Below are 14,989 nucleotides of genomic sequence, written 5' to 3' on the forward strand. Positions count from 1 at the left end.
GAACCGAGCCGAGGTTGGATCGGGCGCCGTTCGGCCGCGCGATTTTAGGCCGGGCGCGTGTCGTCGTCCGTGCGCCAGTCGATCGGCGGCGTGCCTTGTTGGGTCAGGAAGGCGTTGATCCGTGAAAACGGGCGTGAGCCGAAAAACCCCCGGTAGGCAGACAACGGCGAAGGGTGCGCGCTCTGCAGGATCAGATGGCGGCCATCGGCATTATGCGGGGTGATGAGCGCCGCTTTGCGTTGGGCGAATGCGCCCCAGAGCACAAAGGCCACGGGTGCCGGGCGGGCGGCCAGAGCCTGGATGGCCGCATCCGTGAGCTGCTCCCAGCCCTGATTTTGGTGGGAAGCCGGTGCGCCGGCGCGCACCGTCAGCACGGCATTGAGCAGTAGCACGCCCTGCTCCGCCCAAGCCGTGAGATCGCCGCTGCGGTTATCGATGCCGAGATCATCACGCAATTCCTGAAAAATATTGATGAGCGATTTCGGCAAGGGGCGAACCGCTCGCCCTACGGAAAAACTCAGCCCCATCGCATGACTGGGCGTGGGGTACGGGTCTTGCCCCAGAATCACCACGCGCACCGCCTCGAACGGGGTGTGCGCGAAGGCCGCCAGCCAGCGCGATTTTTCGGGCAGGATCGGCGTGCCGTTCTGCAACTCTTGGCGGAGAAATGTCCGTAGCCGCTCGAGCGACGGGCTCGCGAGCGTCGGCGCCAGCGCCTCTTGCCAGCCGGGCTCCAGCGCACCCGGCGGTGCCGCGCGGGTACTCATGGCATCAACCGTTCGATGCGCCAGCCATCGCCGTGCGGGCGGTACACCAGCCGGTCGTGCAGGCGGGAGCGTCGGCCTTGCCAGAATTCCCATTCGTCCGGGCACAGCCGGTAGCCACCCCAGGCGGGATTGCGGGGAATGGCTGAATCATCGGGATAGCGGGCGGCCACCTCGGCAAAGCGCGCTTCGAGGGCGGTGCGTGAGGCGATGGCCTGGCTTTGGATGGAGGCCACCGCGGCCCGTCGGGAGCTGGCCGGGCGCTGCTGGAAATAAGCTTCATTATCCGCCTCGGACAGGGGTTCGATGCGCCCGGTCACGCGTACTTGCCGATCCAGCTCCGGCCAGTAAAACGCCAGCGCGGCAAACGGGTTTTGTGCGAGCTCCTGCCCTTTGCGGCTGCGCTGATCGGTGTAGAAGCACAATCCCCGTGCGTCGAGATGCTTGAGCAGCACGAAACGGCAGGAGGGGCGACCCTCGGCAGTGGCGGTGGCCAGACTCATCGCGGTGGCATCGAAATTGCCCGCCGCTTCCGCCTCACGCAGCCAGCGTTCTAGTTGCACATGTGGGGCGGGGTCGAGATCCCGCCGGTGCAATTCGCCGTGGGTAAAATCCCGCCGGGTGGCGCGGTGGTCGAATTCGCCTTGGGATGGATCGATCGGCATACGCGATTCCTCTGAACGAACACCGCTGCGGCGGTGGCTTATAACCGTGGTACACTGCCAGCGTTTTTCACTGCAAGAAATGTACACTGCCCGGCATGAATAATGTCAACCTGCGCGTCTATTCGTTTATCGACTCGCTACAGCCTCAGTTGGCATCTTACCTCGCCACCTCCTCTCAGGGGTTTTTGCCTATTCCGGGCGATGCCTGTCTGTGGGTCGAGGTGGCGCCGGGCATGGCGGTGCACCGTTTGAGCGATATCGCGCTCAAAGCCACGAGCGTGCGTTTGGGCGAGCAGGTGGTGGAGCGTGCGTTTGGATCGATGGAAATCCACTACCGCAACCAGAGCGAAGTGTTGGCGGCCGGTGAAAAAATCCTCCAAGAAATCAACCATCAAGTCGAAGACCGGCTACCCTGCCGCATTGCCTGGAAGGAAATCATCCGGGCGATTGCCCCCGATCATGCGACGCTGATCAACCGGCAGTTGCGCAAAGGCTCGATGCTCCTGCCGGGCAAGAGCATGTTCATTCTTGAAACCGAGCCGGCGGGCTACATCGTGCAGGCCGCCAACGAGGCGGAAAAAGCTGCGCATGTCACCCTGATCGATGTGCGTGCCTTTGGCACTTTCGGCCGCCTCACCATGATGGGCAGCGAGGCCGAAACCGAACAGGCCATGTATGCCGCCGAAGCGGCAATCCGCGACATTAACGCCCGTGCCCGGGCGGAGACTTGAACAAGCGCTGATTGAATCAGAGCTGCTTTAAGCTGCTCCTCGACCGGACTGCCTAAAGTTCTCTCAAGATACCCAGTCCTTCCCCGCCCGCAGATCGATCCTCGATAGCCACGGGCGCTTATGTACCGCAGAAGGTCACAAAGGGGGCTGAGCCCTGATCCGGCGGCGGCCAGGCATACCGGGCGTGCGCCGGATGATCCTGAAACGGCGCGGTCACGGCGGCGAGCAGTGCATGGAATGGCGCAAAGTCGAGCCGTTCCGTGGCGGCGTGCACGGCATGCTCCACCCAGCCATTGCGCGGAATGATGCGTGGATTGCTGGCGGCCAGCCGCGCGACCGGGTCTGGCTCCTGCGCGATGCGGGCTTGCCATCGGTTCAGCCACGCCTGCATCTGCGCCGAGCGCGCCCAGGACTCGCGGAATGGGTGCGGACGGTCGCTGGCGATGGCGTGCAGCGCGCAAAATCCTTGGGTGAAATCGATCCCGCCCTGTTCGAGGCGGGATAAAAATTCCCGAATCAGTGGCTCATCCCCATCCTGCCGCGTGCTCAGCCCCAACTTGGCGGCAAAGCGCGCGCGCCACGCCTGTTCATAATGTGGCACAAAGGTATCAAGCGCGGCATAGGCCAGATTGGTGGCTCGGCTCGGCTCGGGATCGAGCAAGGGCAGTAGCGCTTCAGCCAATCGGGCGAGATTCCAGTGCATCAAGGCCGGTTGGTTGCCGAAGGCGTAGCGCCCGCCGCGATCGATGGAGCTGAATACCGCGCGCGGATCGTAGGCATCGAGAAACGCGCAGGGGCCATAGTCGAGAGTTTCGCCCGCCAGACTGGTGTTATCGGTGTTCATCACCCCATGCACAAACCCGACCGCCTGCCAGCCCGCGACCAGATGGGCGGATCGCTCGATCACGCGGTTCAGCCAGGCCAGATACGGGTTGGCTTCCGCGCGCGCGGCGGGATCGTGGCGATCGATGGCGTAATCGGCCAGGGCGCGCAGTCGGACGGTGTCACCCTGTGCGGCCCAAAGTTGGAGGCTGCCGATACGCAGGTGGCTTTGTGCCACCCGGGTGAGCACAGCGCCCGGCACGCGGCCTTGCGGGCGGTGGAGGGTTTCACCGGTCAGGACGGCGGCGAGCGCCCGGGTGGTGGGGATGCCGAGGGCGTGCATCGCTTCGCTGATCAGATATTCCCGCAGCACCGGGCCGATGGCCGCACGACCATCGCCGCCGCGCGAGAACGGTGTGCGGCCGGCGCCCTTGAGCTGAATATCGACGCGCTGCTGCGCGGTTGTGATCCGCTCGCCCAGCAGGATCGCGCGGCCATCGCCCAGCAGTGGCACGAAATTGCCAAACTGATGCCCGGCATAGGCCAGGGCAATCGGGTACGCATCCTCCGGTCGCTGGTTGCCGGAGAACAACATGGCGGCGTCGGTGGCCACGGCAGCATCCCAGCCGAGTTCGGTCGCCAATGTGGCGTTGAACGCGACCAAGTACGGGCGGGGAGCCGGGGTGGGCTCAGCCTGGGCGTATTGCTCGGTGAGCGCGGCGGCGAGGCTGTGGCTGAGGCCGAGTCGGACGCCCGCCATCGCAGATCAACGCAGCGCCATTTCGGTGCGGTTGCGGCCTTTGCCTTTGGCGCGGTAGAGCGCTTCGTCGGCGCGTGCCATGACCGCTTCACTGTCTTCCTCCGGCGCGAACTCGGCCACCCCGCAGGACAGGGTGATTTTCAGCGGTTGATCTTTGAACCGGAACGGCGTAGCGGCGATCTTTTCGCGGATGCGTTCGAGCACGACGAAGGCTTGTTGCAGATTGGCGCGCGGCAGCAGCATGACGAACTCCTCTCCACCGTAGCGGGCAGCCATATCGACATCGCGGATCAAGTGATGCAGGGTTTTGCCGACGACGATCAGTGCCTTGTCGCCGGCCTGGTGGCCGTAGGTGTCGTTGACGCGCTTGAAGTGGTCGATATCCCAGATGGCAAGACACAGCGGCGTGCCTTCACGGCGCATCCGCGCGACTTCCAGGCTGAGGCGCTCATCGAAAGCGAGCCGGTTGGGCAGGCCGGTGAGCGTATCGCGCAGCATGCGCTGGGTGCTGGCCTCGAGTTGCTCTTGCAGGCTGGCGCGGCTTTGTTCGAGTTTCTGGATGCGCGCCCGCATGGCCTCGTTTTCTTCCTCGACTTCAGTCATGCGGGCTTCTTCGGTTTGCCGAAACCGGTCGATATGCTCACTGATTCGGGCAATTCGGGCGCGTACCGCTTTCTTCAGCTCCGCCAGATCGGTCGCCTTATCAACGGTTTGGTCGATATCGGTGACTTGCGCCGTCACGGCCTTGTTCAGGGCGTCGTGTGCGGCGCGCTGGTTCTGAATATCCCCCAGATTCAATTGGGTGTGTTGATCGATTTCCCGCAGCGCATCCGTGAGCTGTTGCAAGAATTCCGCTAATTCGGATTTTTCATTTTCCAGGGCGCGGCGCATTTCGTTGATCAGGCAGGCGGCGCGATCGATCAGAATGGAATTGAGTGTGGTGTCGCGCGGATCGTTGATGATTTCCAGCAGCTTGGCACGCCGAGCTTCCATGAGATCGGTAAAGGCGATGCGTTCGAGCAGTAACGGGAGAAATTCACGCACGGCCGCTTTCTCGGTGCGGGCCTCGGGATCTTCGGTCACGGCCTGCTCATGCGGGTCCGGCGTGAGGTTCCGGGCTTCTTCGAGCCGAATAGCCTCGGTCAGCGCCTCGATTCCGGGTTGCAGCTTGTCGAGCGGGAGCGGGGCATCACCCGTTTGTCGCATCAGGTCGCGCAGTGCCTGAGCCTTTGAAGCGAGGTTGGGGTAGGCTTTGTCGATGGCAAACAGCACCCGTCCCAGCAACGCACGCAGAAGCTGCTGCTGTCGCTGCTCGGTGGTTTCGAGCGCGCTGAACTCACTCAGCAGTTGTTCGTAGCGGGCGCGGTAATCGACGGAGGGTTTGGCCGTATCGCTCATCCTGAAACTCTCGGGGCAGCGGGAAGATCTGGGTGGGGGGTGCCCCATGCGGGCGGCAATTCGATGGTCATGGCGAGTGGCATGTGATCCGATACCCCAAAGGTCAAGGCATCGACCTGGCTGATGATCACCGATTCGCTGACGAGAATGTGGTCGATCGCCCGACGCGGTCGCCAACCGGGATAGGTCGACGGGGGGGCGGGCGGGAGTTTGAGTCCTGCCTCGCGACAAAGCCGTTGTAAATCCTGATTCGCGGGCGTGGTGTTGAAGTCCGCCATGATCAGGTTGATGCCGTTGTGCTCGTTGGCACGACGAATCAGGCAATCGAGCTGTCGCCGCCGGGCGCGATCCCCCAGCGACAGATGGCTGACCTGGACGCGCAGCGGCGCGGCAAAGGCATCGAAATCGGCCAGCAGGACGCCCCGGCCGGGAATTCGGCCCGGGAGCGCGAAGCGCTCGATGTGGGTTGCCGGTTGGCGCGCGAGCAGACCGAGGGCGTGTTGCCCCCAGTGGCCGAGGTTGCGGTTCACCCGCGAGGCCCAGAACGGCAAGCCCGCCCGCAGGGCCAGATATTCGATCTGGTTGAGAAAATGGCTGCGCAGCGAACCGCCATCGGCTTCCTGCAAGCCAATCAGGTCAAATCCGGCGAGCAGCCCGGCAATCTGATCCAGATTGTGCATGCGCTCTGGGAAGGGGAGCACATGCTGCCAGCCGCGTAACACATAGTCGCGGAAATGCTGGGTGCCAATGCCGGCCTGAATGTTGTACGACAACAATTTCAGGGTGCGGGCACCCATCGGTAAGGGGGTCACCGGGGCGCCGGAGTGTCGCATGGTGCCTCGGTTATTGCGCGGCGGATTCGTGGCTTAATTTCGCGATGAACGCGTCGGCGACCGGCAGCATGGCCTCGTTACTGCCCAGCATGGCACCGTCGAGCAGGTATTTCCCGTTGATCAGGATCGCCGGCACCCCGTGCACCCCGGCCTCCTGCGCGATGCTACCGGCCTGGCGCACGGCGTTATCGACTCCGAACGAGTTGTACATCTGGATGAACTGATCGCGGTTCACCCCCAAATCGGCATACATGTCCGCAATTTGATCTTCGGTGATCGGGCGCATGTTCTTGACATGAATATCGTTGAACACGGCGTCATGGGTTTTATCGAGCACGCCCAAAAATTTCGCGGCGAAAAAAGCGCGGGTCAGCGGCACCCAGCCGGGTGAAATGGGCACGGCATAGGGCTCAAACTCGACATTGGCCGGCAGGGTCTTGCGCCAGGCGTCAAGATGCGGCTCCAGGTGGAAGCAATGCGGGCAGCCATACCAAAACATTTCCTGAATCAGAATCTTGCCTTTGGGTACGACCACATCGGTGGTGACCAGCCGGTAATTGAACCCTTCTTGCAGTTTGACCGGCTCGGTCGTGGTCGATGCGGTTGCGGCGGCCGCCCAGGTTGGTAATGCGGCGGTTGCGCTACCGAGCAGAAGTAGGCCGAGGGCTTTCAGGCTTTGGCGGCGGCCAGATTGCGGGGCGGAATCAAGCGGGCGAAACGGCATCATCAAATCTCCCTGGCAAGCGTCCGGTGAGACGCGCGAAATCAAAACCATTGTACGGCATAGACGCCATCCCTCGATGACTGTTCCCTGCGGGGCATAAAAAACCCCGCGACGGGCGCGGGGCGAGTTCGGTGGGTGCCGAAAAATCAGAGTTTGCCGTAGGAATGCAGACCCGAGAGGAACATATTGACCCCGAGGAAGGCGAAGGTCGTTACCAGCAGGCCAACGACAGACCACCAGGCCATCGCCGTTCCGCGCCAGCCTTTGGAGAGGCGCAAATGCAACCAGGCGGCATAGTTCAGCCACACGATCAGCGCCCAAGTTTCTTTGGGATCCCAGCTCCAGTAGCCGCCCCAGGCTTCTGCGGCCCACAGCGCGCCGAGGATAGTGGCGATGGTGAAGAAGGCAAAGCCGAGCGCGATGGATTTGTACATGATGTCGTCCATCACGGCCAGCGAGGGCAGGCGGTCGCCGGGAGCATCCCCGCCCATTTTCTCTTTGATCAGATAGGCGACGCCGACCATGGCAGAAATCGCAAAGCTGCCATACCCGATGAAGTTGGCCGGGACATGAATCTTCATCCACCAGCTTTTAAGCGCGGGCACCAGGGGCTCGATGGTATTGGCGGCCTGGGAGAACTGGTACCACATCAGGAAGCCGAGCGCGGCGGTGACGACCGTCATGACAAAGCCACCGAGCGCGCGGGTTTTGTAGCGACGCTCGAAATATAGGTACAGGATGGAGGTGAACACGCTGAAGACGATGAACACTTCGTACAGGTTGCTTACCGGGATGTGCCCGTAATCAAAATTGATCAGATAGGATTCACGCCACCGGGCGAAAAACCCGATGAAGCCCATGGCGATCCCGCTCCAGACCAGCGCGCTGCCGACTTTCTGGGTGAATTCCGAGCGTCGCCACAAGCCAAAAAAGTAGGTGGGCATCGCCAGCGCGAACAGCGTCACCATCCACATGGTGGCTGCCGGGCTGGAGAGGAAAAATTTCAGAAAGAAATGCCCTTCCTGAATGGCGTGCAGCTTCTCGCGGCCGACCGCGCCATCCGGCGCGTACAGGTTGTATTGAAACAGCGTCAGTAGGGCGAACACCGCGACGACCGCGACGAGCACGCGGGTGGCCGGCCACAGCCAGCCCAGAAATGCCAGACCCAGCGCTGCGCCCCACAGGGTGCCGGAGCCGTAATACCCCATGAAATGGCTGTAGTTGGCGTAGGCGTAGCCCGCGCCCGCGAGCAAAATCACCGTGTAAATGACATCAAGGGCGCTGATCGGACTTTTCGCGGGCGCCAGCGATGCGTCGAGCATCGGTAGCATGTGTTCTTTCGGCACGGACATAAAAACTCTCCTGAATGCAGTTCAAGGAAAAATGACCGGCCGAAGGCGCGGTCTGGTCAGTCGGTTAAACCGACGGTTGCGGTGGGTTATCCGAATTCGGTTTGGCTTGAGTGACGCGCATAAGTTCAGCGCAAAGTTCAGAAAAAGCCTTATCGAACTCAATATTTTTGCGGATATCCGACCCGGCCACCAGCAGTTGGGCGCCCTGCCCTTCGGGTTTGATCAACACCCACTGCCGCCGGTAGTGAATATAGAAGCTCATGAAAATCCCGGCAACCAGCATCAAGGAGCCCAGCAACAGCCAGTCGGCGCCCGGAGCGCGCGAGACTTCCAGCCCGGTCGATTGAATCTGGTTAAAGCTCACCGGTTGCACGAAGATGGGGGAGCCATAGGCCGGCAGCGCCGAGATGGCATCCATCGCATCGTCGAAAAACTTGGCATCCGCCTCGGTGAACTCTTGCTTGCCGCCCTGCGCGGCTAGGGTTTCTAGGAACGCGCGCTCCAGCACGGAACGCACGACACTGATCGATGCCTGTTCCGCCTTTTTGACCTCTTCGGGGGGCAGTTTCCGTTTCGCGAGGGCGCCGTCGATCTGCTGCTGCATCGCGCCAAATCCTTGGTGGACGAATGTACCAACCAGATCGGCGATCGACGCGCTGGCCGATTGGGCAATCTGGGCATTGGTGGCCTGATCCTTGCCGGTGACGCTGCTATCGACTTCGCCAATCAGCGAGGCGGCGATCGCCTGCATTTTCGCGTGGTCGGACAGCGTCCCCAAAAACGCCATGAAGGTGTCGATGCTGCCTTTGTGATCGGCGGGAATGTACAGGAACTGCTGCGGGCCACCGATGCTGCGTTTCACACCGCTCAAGAAATATTGATGCCCTTTGAAGGTGACCGGCAGAAAATAATTTTGGTACTCGATCGCCTCACCGGCCGCATTACGCAGCTTGAAGGTGACAGACGGTCCCATGTTCTGCTGATGAATCACGCCATCTTCTCCGGCGACCGGGTTGATGTTGTACAGGCGAAAATCCGTGAATTCGAGCTGATAGGGTTTTTGATCAAAATCGAAGCCTTTTTTCTGAAAAACGGCCGATTCGATGGGCTGCGCGACGCCCGCCTTGCCCGCGAGTTGCCAAGCCTGCATTTTCAGCTCGGTGCCGCCATCGCCGAAACTCGACTGAAAAATGTTGTAGCCCATGTAATGCAGCGGGTGATTCACCTCGATCGTACGGGTGATTTGCTCGCCCGTGGTTTTGTTGGTCAGCGTGACATTCGATTCATACGATTTGGGCATGCCCGTGTCGTAATGTTCGATGGTGAATTTATTGACATAAATCTTGAACGGCAGATTCTGCACGACATAGCCATCTTTCAGGCCGATGAACACCACATCGCCCCATTTATGTTCCGGAATGTTCACGGTGCCACGAAACGCCTGCAGGCCGCCCACCGGTATCTGGCTGTCCGCCGGGACTTCCGACACGGGAATGTTGCGGGTTTCCACTTTGACCATGCCGAAAGCGTCCATCAGCTTGAGCTGCATCTTGCTATCGATCAGGCCGCCGAGCAGGATCACGATGATGCCGACATGCGCGAAGATATAGCCGATGCGATTCAGCCCGCCTTTGCGGCCGGAAATCAAGGTTTCTGTTGCCGAGGATTTAACCCGGTGCGCGTAGCCGTGGCGGGTCAGAATCGCCTGAATGCGAGGCACGAGGGTTTCTGTCGTGGCATCCGCCCGCCATTCGGCACGGTGCGCAAAGCCGCGTAGCGATTTTTCCTGGGCATTGAGGCGGAAGTTACGGATATCGCGCAAAAACCCCGGCGCATTGCGACTGACGCAAGATGAGGTCGAGGCCACCAAGAACAACAGGATGCCGACAAACCAGGTCGCCGAGTACACATCATAAAGCGACAGATCGCGGAACACCGCAAACCAGAACGGGCCGAACACATCCAGATAACTGTTGAACGACTCGTTCTGCTTGAGCACCGTGCCGATCACCGAGGCGATGGCCAGAACCACCAATAAGGTGACCGCCAGATTCATGGAGGTCAGCCACAGCAGCAGGCGCCGGGTGACGCTGGGCGCTGGGGTCAGACGCTTTTCATCATCGAGCGGTGTCAAGGTGACGGGAGGCTGGGTATCGGACATGCGGCGTGACCTGAAAATTCAATCGGGCGGTTGCGTGAGCAAGGGAGAGGTTCGAGCAGGCGAATGAGCGAAAGTTCCTGAGGCTGCTGCTGCGGTATCCGCTGGGGGCGCACCGCCGCAGCCTAAGGCGTCGCGGCAATCAGCGGAAGGTGGCAATGTGCTGCGCGACATCCTTCATATCGTCATCCGAGAGTTTTTTCGCGATGCTGACCATGATGCTGGCATGCTCGGTCTTGCGCTGATCGTTGCGGTAGGCCATCAAGGATTCGATGACATATTGCGGCGTCAACCCACGCAAGGCGGGAAAGCCGGCCGGCTGATTGCCTTGACCCTGCGGGCCGTGGCAGGCCGCGCAGGCCGCGATGCTGTTGGAGTGCCCACCGAATTTCCACAGATGGGCACCCGGAATGGAATCGTCGGTGCTGGCGTTGGCCACCGTGCGCGTCTGAGCGGAAAAATATGCCGCGAGATCGAGAATCTGCTGGTCAGTCAATGCCTTGGCCTGAGGACTCATGATCGGGTTGACCCGATTGCCGTCGCGAAACGCATGCAGTTGCTCGGCAAGATAACTCGCCGATTGACCGGCGATGGAGGGAAACATCGGCGCGGCACTATTGCCCGTGGCGCCATGACAGGCGGCGCAAGTCGCACTGGCGGCCTTGCCCGCCTCGATATTACCCGCCGCGTGCACGGGAATGACTGCGCTCAATGCCAGGCAGCAAGCCCCAATCAGCGGACGAACCGCCGCCTGAACCCCAGAGAACCGACTCAACTTCATCATACGCACCTGTTTCACACAACGGGTTGGAATACCGCCCGCACTGGCTCGACCGGCGCGGGAAATTCAGGCGATTCTAGCAGCGAACCGAGCCCCTGCGATTCGCTTCGATCAATGCCCCATAAGAAACGGCTGATGCAACAGGCGGTTAAGCCCTGCGGTGCCGGAGGATAACGGCGTATCATGCCGACCTGTCGTCTGCCGGATCGAGTACTTGCCCATGGCCGCCTTGCCCCCCGCCTTTTTCATCCTGAGTGCCCCCACCCCGCGAGAACTGCCTGCCGATGCGGGGCGCGAAATTGCGTTTGCGGGGCGTTCGAATGCCGGAAAATCCACCGTCATCAACGCACTTACCGGGCAAAAGGGCTTGGCGCGCACCTCGCGCACGCCAGGGCGCACCCAACTGATCAACCTGTTTGGTTTGGGGGATGACAGCCAGCGCTTGGTGGATTTACCCGGTTACGGCTACGCCAAAGTGCCGGAAGCGATGCGCGTGCGCTGGGGCGAGGCGCTGGCGGCGTATTTTGCCGAGCGGCAGTCGCTGGCGGGGGTGGTCGTCATCATGGATATCCGCCATCCGCTCAAGGAAACCGACCGGCAGATGCTGGCATATGCGCTCGATCGGGAATTACCGGTGTTGGCGCTGCTCAACAAGGCCGACAAACTCAGCCAGAACGAAATCAGCAAAACCGTATTCGCCCTGAAGCGCGACCCGGCGTTGACCCAGGTGCAATGGCTGCCGTTTTCCGGACTGAGTGGGCTTGGTGTGCCGACCGTGCGGGATTGGCTGCTGACGCGGTTGACGGCGGCTGCGGTGAGCGAATAGCCCAAACCATCGTGCTCCCGAACCGAGCGACACGAATAGCGATTCGAGGGTGCACAGAAAAAAGCCCAACCGAGAAAGGCTGGGCTTTTGATTTGAATAGTGTGGTGGCCAGGGGCGGAATCGAACCGCCGACACACGGATTTTCAGTCCGTTGCTCTACCAACTGAGCTACCTGGCCGGGCAAGGCGCCGAATTAAACGCGATTTGCCTTGCGGCGTCAAGCCCCGTGCGGTCATTATTTCTGCCCTTTTTGGTGAAAGTGGCTGACGGCTGCACGGTACCGTTGTATTCTTCCCGCCTATCAAACGCATTAAGCCCCTGTGCCCGCCATGAACAGCCCCCGTCTTGCCGAAGTGAATCGTCAAACCAATGAAACCCGCATTGCGTTGCGCCTGAATCTCGATGGTCAGGGGCGGGCAGAATTGAATACGGGGGTGCCGTTTTTCGAGCATATGCTCGATCAGGTGGCGCGTCACGGCGTGCTGGATATGGTGCTGACGGCGGACGGCGATTTGCATATCGATGATCACCACACGGTGGAAGATTGTGGCATCGTGTTCGGCCAGGCGTTGGCGCAGGCGGTGGGCGATAAGCGGGGGATTTCGCGCTATGGCCATGCCTATGTCCCGCTGGATGAGGCCTTGTCGCGGGTGGTGATTGATTTATCGGGTCGTCCCGGGTTGGTGTTCGATTGCGCCTTCACGCGGGCGTCGATTGGTCGGTTTGAAACGCAGTTGGTCGAGGAATTTTTCCGCGCGGTGGTCAATCATGCGGGCATGACGCTGCATATCGATAATCTCCGTGGCAGCAATGCCCATCATCAGGCGGAAACGATTTTCAAGGCGTTTGGCCGCGCTTTGCGGATGGCGCTCGCGCCCGACGCGCGGCAGGCGGAAACCATTCCTTCGACGAAAGGCGCGCTGTAACCTATGGCGGAGTTAATTGTCGTTGTCGATTACGGCATGGGCAACCTGCGCTCGGTGGCCAAGGCGATCGAGCATGTGGCGCCGCAGGGCAGCGCTGTGCAGGTGACGGATGATCCCGCCGTCGTGCTGTCGGCCGATCGTGTGGTGTTTCCCGGCCAGGGGGCGGCGGCCGATTGTATGGCGGCACTGCGCGGTCGTGGCTTGATCGAGCCGCTGACCGAGGCGGCGCGGACGCGCCCCTTTCTCGGCATCTGCATGGGGATGCAGGTGATGCTGACCCATAGCGAGGAAAATGGCGGGGTTGATCTGCTCAACTGGTTTCCCGGCACGGTCACGCGCTTTCCGTCGCAGGTGGATGCGGCGGGCAACGCGCTGAAGGTGCCGCACATGGGCTGGAACGGTATCCGGCAGACGCGGGCGCATCCGCTGTGGCATGGGATTGCCGACGATGCCCGGTTTTATTTTGTGCATAGTTATTTTTGTACGCCAGTCGATGCGGGGTTGACGGTCGGCCAAACGGTTTATGGCCTGACTTATACCGCGGCGCTGGCGGCGGGATTTGTCTTTGCGATTCAGGCGCACCCGGAAAAGAGTGCGGATGATGGTTTGCGGTTGTTGACGAACTTCACCCGGTGGCAAGGCGAGTTCGTGTGAGGCATAGAGGATTTGAGATGTTGCTGATTCCTGCCATTGATCTGAAAGCCGGCCAGTGTGTGCGCCTCAAGCAGGGGCGCATGGAAGATGACACGGTGTTTTCCGACGATCCGGTGGCCGTGGCCGCGCGCTTCGTCGCAGCCGGTGCGCGTCGTCTGCACTTGGTGGATTTGGATGGTGCTTTCGCGGGCAGCCCGAAAAATCGGGCGGTGATCGAGGCGATTTGCCGCGCCAATCCGGATTTGCCCATTCAGGTCGGCGGAGGTATTCGCACCGAGGAAACCATCGAGCAGTATCTGGCGATGGGCGTGTCGTATGTGATCATCGGCTCCAAGGCGGTATCCGATCCGCATTTCGTCAGCGATGCTTGCCTGAGTTTTCCGGGGCATGTGATCGTGGGGCTGGATGCGCGCGAGGGTAAGGTGGCGGTAGATGGTTGGGCGAAAACCTCGAATATCGAGGTGACTGAGCTGGCGCGCCGGTTCGAGCAGGATGGGGTGTCCTCCATCGTGTTCACGGACATTGCCCGCGATGGCATGATGCAGGGTGCGAATATGGAGGCCACCCGGGCGCTGGCGCGCGCGGTGCGCATCCCCATCATCGCCTCGGGTGGGATGACCGATGTGGCGGATATTGACCGGCTGATCGAAGCGGGCGATGACGGCGTGGCCGGTGCGATCATCGGGCGGGCGCTGTATGAAGGCCGGATCGATCTTGCAGTCGCCCAGGCGCGGGTCGATGAGCGGTGCGGCGTGCCGCCGTTCACCGAATGAGGGCGTGCGCGTTGCGGAGGGGTATATGACGCTGGCCAAGCGGATCATTCCCTGCCTGGATGTTGCCGAAGGGCGGGTCGTCAAGGGTGTGCAGTTCGAGTCGCTGCGCGATGCGGGCGATCCGGTCGAAGCCGCGCGGCGGTACAACGAAGAAGGGGCGGATGAGCTCACCTTCCTGGATATTTCCGCCTCGCACGAAGGGCGCGAAACCATGCGGCATGTGGTCGAACGGGTCGCTGAGCAGGTGTTCATCCCGCTGACGGTTGGTGGCGGAATTCGTGCGCTGGCCGATGTGCGGCGGTTGCTCAATGCCGGCGCAGATAAGGTTTCGATCAACACTGCCGCAGTCACCCATCCTGATCTGGTGCGTGAAATCGCGGATTCCGTCGGTGCTCAGTGCCTTGTCGTGGCCATCGATGCCCGCCGGGTGAGCCCGCCCGATGCGCCGCCGCGCTGGGAAATTTTTACCCACGGCGGACGCAAGCCCACGGGACTGGATGCGGTGGACTGGGCGATTCGCATGGCCGAGTACGGTGCCGGCGAGCTCTTGGTCACCAGCATGGATCGAGACGGCACCAAGCAAGGCTTTGATCTGGCCTTGACGCGCGCGATCGCCGATGCGGTGCCGGTGCCGGTGATTGCCTCTGGGGGCGTGGGGAACCTCGATCATCTGACGGAGGGCGTGCGTGAGGGCCATGCCGATGCGGTGCTGGCGGCCAGCATCTTCCACTTCGGCACCTATCGAATCCGCGAAGCGAAAGAGAACATGGCCGCTGCCGGGATTACCGTGCGTCTTTAGGGGCGGCTCGGTATAATTTTCGC

General features: G+C 61.4%; 15 protein-coding genes and 1 tRNA gene. 6 read left to right on the plus strand and 10 right to left on the minus strand.

Going from position 1 to position 14,989, the window contains the following annotated elements; genetic code table 11:
• Window positions 1-44 precede the first annotated feature (44 nt).
• The gene (locus tag VOI35_RS00095) at window positions 45-767 is read right to left on the minus strand and encodes a uracil-DNA glycosylase (RefSeq protein ID WP_407275874.1); all 723 of its coding nucleotides are present in this window, start codon (window positions 765-767) and stop codon (window positions 45-47) included.
• Window positions 764-1,429 (minus strand): pyridoxamine 5'-phosphate oxidase, encoded by a 666-nt coding sequence (gene pdxH, locus VOI35_RS00100; protein ID WP_407275875.1) that lies wholly within the window; start codon window positions 1,427-1,429, stop codon window positions 764-766. Before pdxH ends, VOI35_RS00095 begins: the two co-directional genes overlap by 4 nt.
• A gap of 95 nt (window positions 1,430-1,524) precedes the next feature.
• Here pdxH and VOI35_RS00105 point away from each other — a divergent pair, with 95 nt between their 5' ends.
• Window positions 1,525-2,160 (plus strand): hypothetical protein, encoded by a 636-nt coding sequence (locus tag VOI35_RS00105; protein ID WP_407275876.1) that lies wholly within the window; start codon window positions 1,525-1,527, stop codon window positions 2,158-2,160.
• 118 nt (window positions 2,161-2,278) lie between these two features.
• Here the strand turns inward: VOI35_RS00105 and VOI35_RS00110 are convergent, their stop codons facing one another.
• From VOI35_RS00110 to VOI35_RS00140, 7 genes are all read right to left on the minus strand, one after another.
• Window positions 2,279-3,742, minus strand: a complete 1,464-nt coding sequence (locus VOI35_RS00110; RefSeq protein WP_407275877.1) for a protein adenylyltransferase SelO — start codon at window positions 3,740-3,742, stop codon at window positions 2,279-2,281.
• A gap of 6 nt (window positions 3,743-3,748) precedes the next feature.
• Entirely contained in the window at window positions 3,749-5,140 is a 1,392-nt protein-coding gene (locus tag VOI35_RS00115; protein WP_407275878.1) for a diguanylate cyclase, read from the minus strand.
• Window positions 5,137-5,973, minus strand: a complete 837-nt coding sequence (locus VOI35_RS00120; protein ID WP_407275879.1) for an endonuclease/exonuclease/phosphatase family protein — start codon at window positions 5,971-5,973, stop codon at window positions 5,137-5,139. The genes VOI35_RS00115 and VOI35_RS00120 overlap by 4 nt, the downstream gene beginning before the upstream one ends.
• Before the next feature lie 10 nt (window positions 5,974-5,983).
• Window positions 5,984-6,700, minus strand: coding sequence for a thiol:disulfide interchange protein DsbA/DsbL (locus tag VOI35_RS00125; RefSeq protein ID WP_407275880.1), 717 nt, complete (start codon window positions 6,698-6,700; stop codon window positions 5,984-5,986).
• Window positions 6,701-6,843: 143 nt separating this feature from the next.
• The gene (gene ccsB / locus VOI35_RS00130; protein WP_407275881.1) at window positions 6,844-8,049 is read right to left on the minus strand and encodes a c-type cytochrome biogenesis protein CcsB; all 1,206 of its coding nucleotides are present in this window, start codon (window positions 8,047-8,049) and stop codon (window positions 6,844-6,846) included.
• Between the two features lie 64 nt (window positions 8,050-8,113).
• Window positions 8,114-10,210, minus strand: a complete 2,097-nt coding sequence (locus VOI35_RS00135) for a cytochrome c biogenesis protein ResB (protein WP_407275882.1) — start codon at window positions 10,208-10,210, stop codon at window positions 8,114-8,116.
• Between the two features lie 139 nt (window positions 10,211-10,349).
• Window positions 10,350-10,991: a c-type cytochrome gene (locus VOI35_RS00140; RefSeq protein WP_407275883.1), complete on the minus strand. Its 642-nt coding sequence runs from the start codon at window positions 10,989-10,991 to the stop codon at window positions 10,350-10,352.
• 217 nt (window positions 10,992-11,208) lie between these two features.
• Here VOI35_RS00140 and yihA point away from each other — a divergent pair, with 217 nt between their 5' ends.
• Window positions 11,209-11,814 carry a ribosome biogenesis GTP-binding protein YihA/YsxC gene (gene yihA, locus VOI35_RS00145; protein ID WP_407275884.1) on the plus strand — a complete coding sequence of 202 codons (606 nt, stop codon included), beginning with the start codon at window positions 11,209-11,211 and terminating at the stop codon, window positions 11,812-11,814.
• Between the two features lie 102 nt (window positions 11,815-11,916).
• Here the strand turns inward: yihA and VOI35_RS00150 are convergent.
• Window positions 11,917-11,992 (minus strand) — tRNA-Phe (locus VOI35_RS00150).
• Between the two features lie 151 nt (window positions 11,993-12,143).
• Here VOI35_RS00150 and hisB point away from each other — a divergent pair.
• Genes hisB through hisF form a run of 4 tightly spaced genes read left to right on the plus strand, consistent with a single transcriptional unit; the run spans window position 12,144 to window position 14,966 of the window.
• Window positions 12,144-12,740 (plus strand): imidazoleglycerol-phosphate dehydratase HisB, encoded by a 597-nt coding sequence (gene hisB / locus VOI35_RS00155; protein WP_407275885.1) that lies wholly within the window; start codon window positions 12,144-12,146, stop codon window positions 12,738-12,740.
• 3 nt (window positions 12,741-12,743) lie between these two features.
• Entirely contained in the window at window positions 12,744-13,394 is a 651-nt protein-coding gene (gene hisH, locus VOI35_RS00160) for an imidazole glycerol phosphate synthase subunit HisH (protein ID WP_407275886.1), read from the plus strand.
• A gap of 17 nt (window positions 13,395-13,411) precedes the next feature.
• Window positions 13,412-14,167, plus strand: a complete 756-nt coding sequence (gene hisA / locus VOI35_RS00165) for a 1-(5-phosphoribosyl)-5-[(5-phosphoribosylamino)methylideneamino]imidazole-4-carboxamide isomerase (RefSeq protein ID WP_407275887.1) — start codon at window positions 13,412-13,414, stop codon at window positions 14,165-14,167.
• 25 nt (window positions 14,168-14,192) lie between these two features.
• Window positions 14,193-14,966: an imidazole glycerol phosphate synthase subunit HisF gene (gene hisF, locus VOI35_RS00170; RefSeq protein ID WP_407276830.1), complete on the plus strand. Its 774-nt coding sequence runs from the start codon at window positions 14,193-14,195 to the stop codon at window positions 14,964-14,966.
• Window positions 14,967-14,989 lie beyond the last annotated feature (23 nt).

It is taken from the genome of Halothiobacillus sp. DCM-1 (genome assembly GCF_045689735.1).
Lineage (GTDB): Bacteria > Pseudomonadota > Gammaproteobacteria > Halothiobacillales > Halothiobacillaceae > Halothiobacillus.